General features: G+C 57.8%; 6 protein-coding genes. All 6 read right to left on the minus strand.

The annotated features are described in order from the left end of the window. Positions 1 to 202: 202 nt before the first annotated feature. The 6 genes from BO74_RS20665 to rhuM all read right to left on the minus strand — a co-directional run bounded on the left by BO74_RS20665 (position 203) and on the right by rhuM (position 3,260). Positions 203 to 544: a type II toxin-antitoxin system RelE/ParE family toxin gene (locus tag BO74_RS20665; RefSeq protein WP_496445223.1), complete on the minus strand. Its 342-nt coding sequence runs from the start codon at positions 542 to 544 to the stop codon at positions 203 to 205. Then, positions 544 to 819 carry a type II toxin-antitoxin system Phd/YefM family antitoxin gene (locus tag BO74_RS20670; protein ID WP_496445225.1) on the minus strand — a complete coding sequence of 92 codons (276 nt, stop codon included), beginning with the start codon at positions 817 to 819 and terminating at the stop codon, positions 544 to 546. The genes BO74_RS20665 and BO74_RS20670 overlap by 1 nt, the downstream gene beginning before the upstream one ends. 61 nt (positions 820 to 880) lie before the next feature. After that, a complete protein-coding gene (locus BO74_RS20675; RefSeq protein WP_496445227.1) occupies positions 881 to 1,108 on the minus strand; it encodes a hypothetical protein in 228 nt (75 codons plus the stop codon). Then, positions 1,105 to 2,322 (minus strand): Fic family protein, encoded by a 1,218-nt coding sequence (locus tag BO74_RS20680; RefSeq protein WP_496445229.1) that lies wholly within the window; start codon positions 2,320 to 2,322, stop codon positions 1,105 to 1,107. The genes BO74_RS20675 and BO74_RS20680 overlap by 4 nt, the downstream gene beginning before the upstream one ends. Positions 2,323 to 2,331: 9 nt before the next feature. Further along, on the minus strand, positions 2,332 to 2,541 hold the full coding sequence (locus tag BO74_RS20685; protein ID WP_496445231.1) for an AlbA family DNA-binding domain-containing protein: 210 nt from the start codon (positions 2,539 to 2,541) through the stop codon (positions 2,332 to 2,334). Beyond that, positions 2,490 to 3,260, minus strand: a complete 771-nt coding sequence (rhuM, locus tag BO74_RS20690) for a RhuM family protein (RefSeq protein WP_496445233.1) — start codon at positions 3,258 to 3,260, stop codon at positions 2,490 to 2,492. The genes BO74_RS20685 and rhuM overlap by 52 nt, the downstream gene beginning before the upstream one ends. Positions 3,261 to 3,657: the final 397 nt, after the last annotated feature.

A 3,657-nucleotide genomic window follows, 5' to 3' on the forward strand; every position in this document is an offset into this window, starting at 1 on the left:
CCCTCACGCAGTTGCGCTTCACTTCGTTCGCTGTGATCAACTTACGGCGGGACTTGCACCCGCAGGAGTGCGCCCGTGCCGGGCGCACAAAGAAAAACGGGTTAGCGACAATGTCGTCTAACCCGTTGATTTGGTGGTGTGGCGTTTTCAACCAAACCACTCGCTATTGGGGCCAATGAGCATTGGTGCGTGTTGCTGCGGATCAAGCGCCAAGCAGGCGGCGACCAAGCACGGATTGCATGTCACGTCGTCCGTCCGCAATCAGATAAATGATGACTTGGCTGCCTGTGATACGGTAGATCACGCGGTAGGGCTTGAAGAAGGTCTGGCGGTATTCTTTGATCCCGAGACTAACCAGCTCCTTCGGGTAACTGCCGCGTTCCGGATATTTCGACAGACTCTCCACAACGTTCATCAACTCATCCAACACATAGTCGGCGTTGGCCACGCAGTCGAATTCGGAGATGTAGTCGTGGATGGCCTCCAAGCCCTGCTCCGCACCCTCGGTGAGAAGGACTTCGAACTTGGCAGACGTGCCTGCCATCAGACTGCGGCTCGTTTGGCGCGGAGGCGGGCGACAACGTCCACCACGGGCTTAACCTTACCTGCTGCCACGTCCTGGTTGCCCAGTGCGAGGATTTTCAGCAAGGCCAGCGTTTCTTGCGTCTCTTCGAACGAGGCAACGTCCTGCAATACAGCCTTGGCTTCGCCGTTTTGGGTGATGACCATAGGTTCACGCTGCTCCGCGAGGTTCGTCAGAACCTCGGCAGCGTTGGCTTTGAGGTAGCTGATCGGCTTGACTTGTGATGAGTAGCGCATGGCGATGCTCCAGATTTGGCGGGGCTTAATATAGTCTTTTTATGGTCTTTCGGCAATGTGCTTACGCACCTTCGATCACTCGCGCCACGTCGCCGTGGCACTCGGCGCATTTACCCACCAGCAGCAGATCGCCACCCTTGATGGCCCCGCCGAAATTGGTGATCGTCACTTCGTGGCGGCATTGCCCACACCAGACGTTGGCCAGCAGGCGCTGGCGGATATCGGCAGGGATGGCTTTCCAGTGCTGGCGGGCGGGGCGTGTGAAGGTGGGAAGTGACTCAATAGTCATGGTTCATTGCCTCCGGTGTGCGCCTCCAGCCAGCGTTGCCCAAGGGGCGTCAGACGATAGCGCTGGTTGCTGCTACGTGGTTTGTCAGGCAGGGTCATTTCGAGCAAGCCCGCCTCCAAGGCCGGCAACAAAAAGGCTTGTCGGAAATGCGGAGTGTGCTTTAGGCTGAGTGCTGCTTGCAGTGCATTACGAGTGTGCTCACCCCGCGCGGCAACTGCCAGCAACCGCGCCACTTCTCCGGTGACTTGGTCGGTGACTTGGTCGGTAATGACTCCATCCGGCCGTTTGGCCAATGGATGAACAGGCAGCCGGATTAGGCAAGACAGCCGATCGTCATCGGTTTCGAAGCGGGGCGCTGGCGAGCCATTGGCGGCCATGGCTTTGAGTATCTTGGGCACACCCGTCGAGCGGCCTTCAGTGAGGTCCAGTTCCTTCAGAAACTCGCCAATACGCCGGTTGCGATAGCGGCGGCTGACTGAGCAGCCAGCCTCGAAATCCTCGGTCTTGATCGAACGATCCGGCCCCGGAAAGCTGAGGATCACCAACTCGTCATAGCTGATGCGCACTTCAATCGGTTCGCGCTCCTCGTAAGAGCGGTGATAAACGGCATTCACCAAAGCTTCTTCGATGGCGATATAAGGAAAGTTCCACACCCGCGTGGCTTCGGCACGGTCTGGGTGCTTGAGCACGGTTTCAATCAAATAATTGCGCTGGATGAAACTCAGCGCGTCACGCGTCATACGTGCCAGCGGCCCCTTGAAAATCTTCTCATCAAAGCGGTCGCCACCCGCGCCTTCGGGGAACCACACCACGTCAATCTGCGTGTAGGGGAAAAAGCGTTCCGGCGCTTCATTGAAAAACAGCAGGCCGACATTTTTAGGCCAAGGCGACTCACTCGGACCACCCGCCAGGTTCATCTGGCGCGCCAGCGCTTCCACGGACATCCTATCGGCATCGTCGGCCAAGGCACTGCCCACCTCGCGCAAATACTCAAGCATCAGCGGTTTGGATAAATCGCTCAATTTTGCCTGCTGGTTAAAACGATCATCCCACGGCACTTGTGCGGTCAGGCTGAGTAGTTCCTGTTCGGTTCCGCCTTTCGCTTCGACCGTACTGCTGTAGCGACGGATGTAGTAATGCCAGGTTTTGTGCTTCGCGCTGACCGAGGACGGAGCTTTGTAAGGGCGATGCATCCCACCCGGCACCTGCAGCACGACAAGTTTTCACCCCTCGATTTCCTGAACGCTCAATGCCGGGAAATACGGCGGCTGGATCAACTGGCAGGCGGACAGCAGTTCCTGCTGAATTTTGTCGAGCTGGTTGTCGGCCAGCCCCACGGGTGGAAACACCGGCTGGCCGTTGGCGTCGCAATCCTGTCCGATCACCACATAACCGCCGCCGAGGTTTTCGAAGTCGTTGGCAAAGGCGCACACGGTGCGGATGATCGGGTCAGGCGCGTCTCCCAATCCTGCATCGTCATCGGGATCTTGCGCTGCGCCATGTCCTCGGCCACATCCAGATAGGCGTTGACCAAGCGGGAGAGTTGGGCCATTTCGAGCTCGGTCAGGTAGTTCTTGGCCACCACTACATCGAATTTCTGAATCTTGCCCGCAGGCGCATCCTTCCAGGTGGCCAGGCCCATGTTGGGCTGATCGGCGTCGGCACGGTGGTAGACCACTTCCGCAGCGGTCTGGCCGTGGATGGCCCAGTGCAACTTGTTCTGAACCGTAGCGAAAAAACGCTTGGTGGCCTGTGCCGTCACGTCGTAGTCCATCGCCGTGGCGTAGATGTCGGTGATCTTCTGGTAGAACTTGCGCTCCGAGAGGCGTATTTCGCGGATGCGCTGCAGCTGCTCTTCGAAATACTGATCGGTGAGCACCGAGCCACCTGCCTTGATGCGCTCATCATCCATCACATAGGCCTTGATGGTGAACTGCTCGATGATGCCCGTGGCCCACTTGCGGAACTGCACCGCACGCTCGGAATTGACCTTGTAGCCCACCGCGATGATGGCAGGCAGGCTGTAGTGCTGGGTGTTGTAGTTCTTGCCGTCGGAGGCAGTTATCCGGAATTTCCGGATAACTGAATTCTGCTGCAACTCGCTGTCGGAAAAAATTTTCTTTAAGTGCTCGTTCACCGTGCGAACGTTCACGTCGTACCCTGCCGACGACAAGCGGGTGCCGGTGCTAGACCGGAACGTCAGCCCGCCACGTGTGGTTCGTTATGTTGGCTGGCGTCCCTGCCTCCGATGCGGCAAGAACTTTTTCAGCCGCGACGTTGCAGGTGTTCGCATGTGCCTACCCTGCAAGGATGGCCGACGGGTTGAAGAATGGTAGTCCCTCAGTAACCACAGCAAGACCAGTGAGGCCGAGGCATAGCGGTGAGTCCCTCGTAAATCCAACCTCCGCAGCCTCAGGGCGGTTCCTCCTCGCCTGATGCGGCACTCAAGCCCGCCCTATTGATCCGGCCCGATGAAGTATGAACTTATCCGGATTTTTCGTGTCTGATGATGATGGAAAAAGAGAACGCCAGAAAGCAAACGCTGGAAC

This window comes from Propionivibrio pelophilus DSM 12018 (assembly GCF_059569095.1).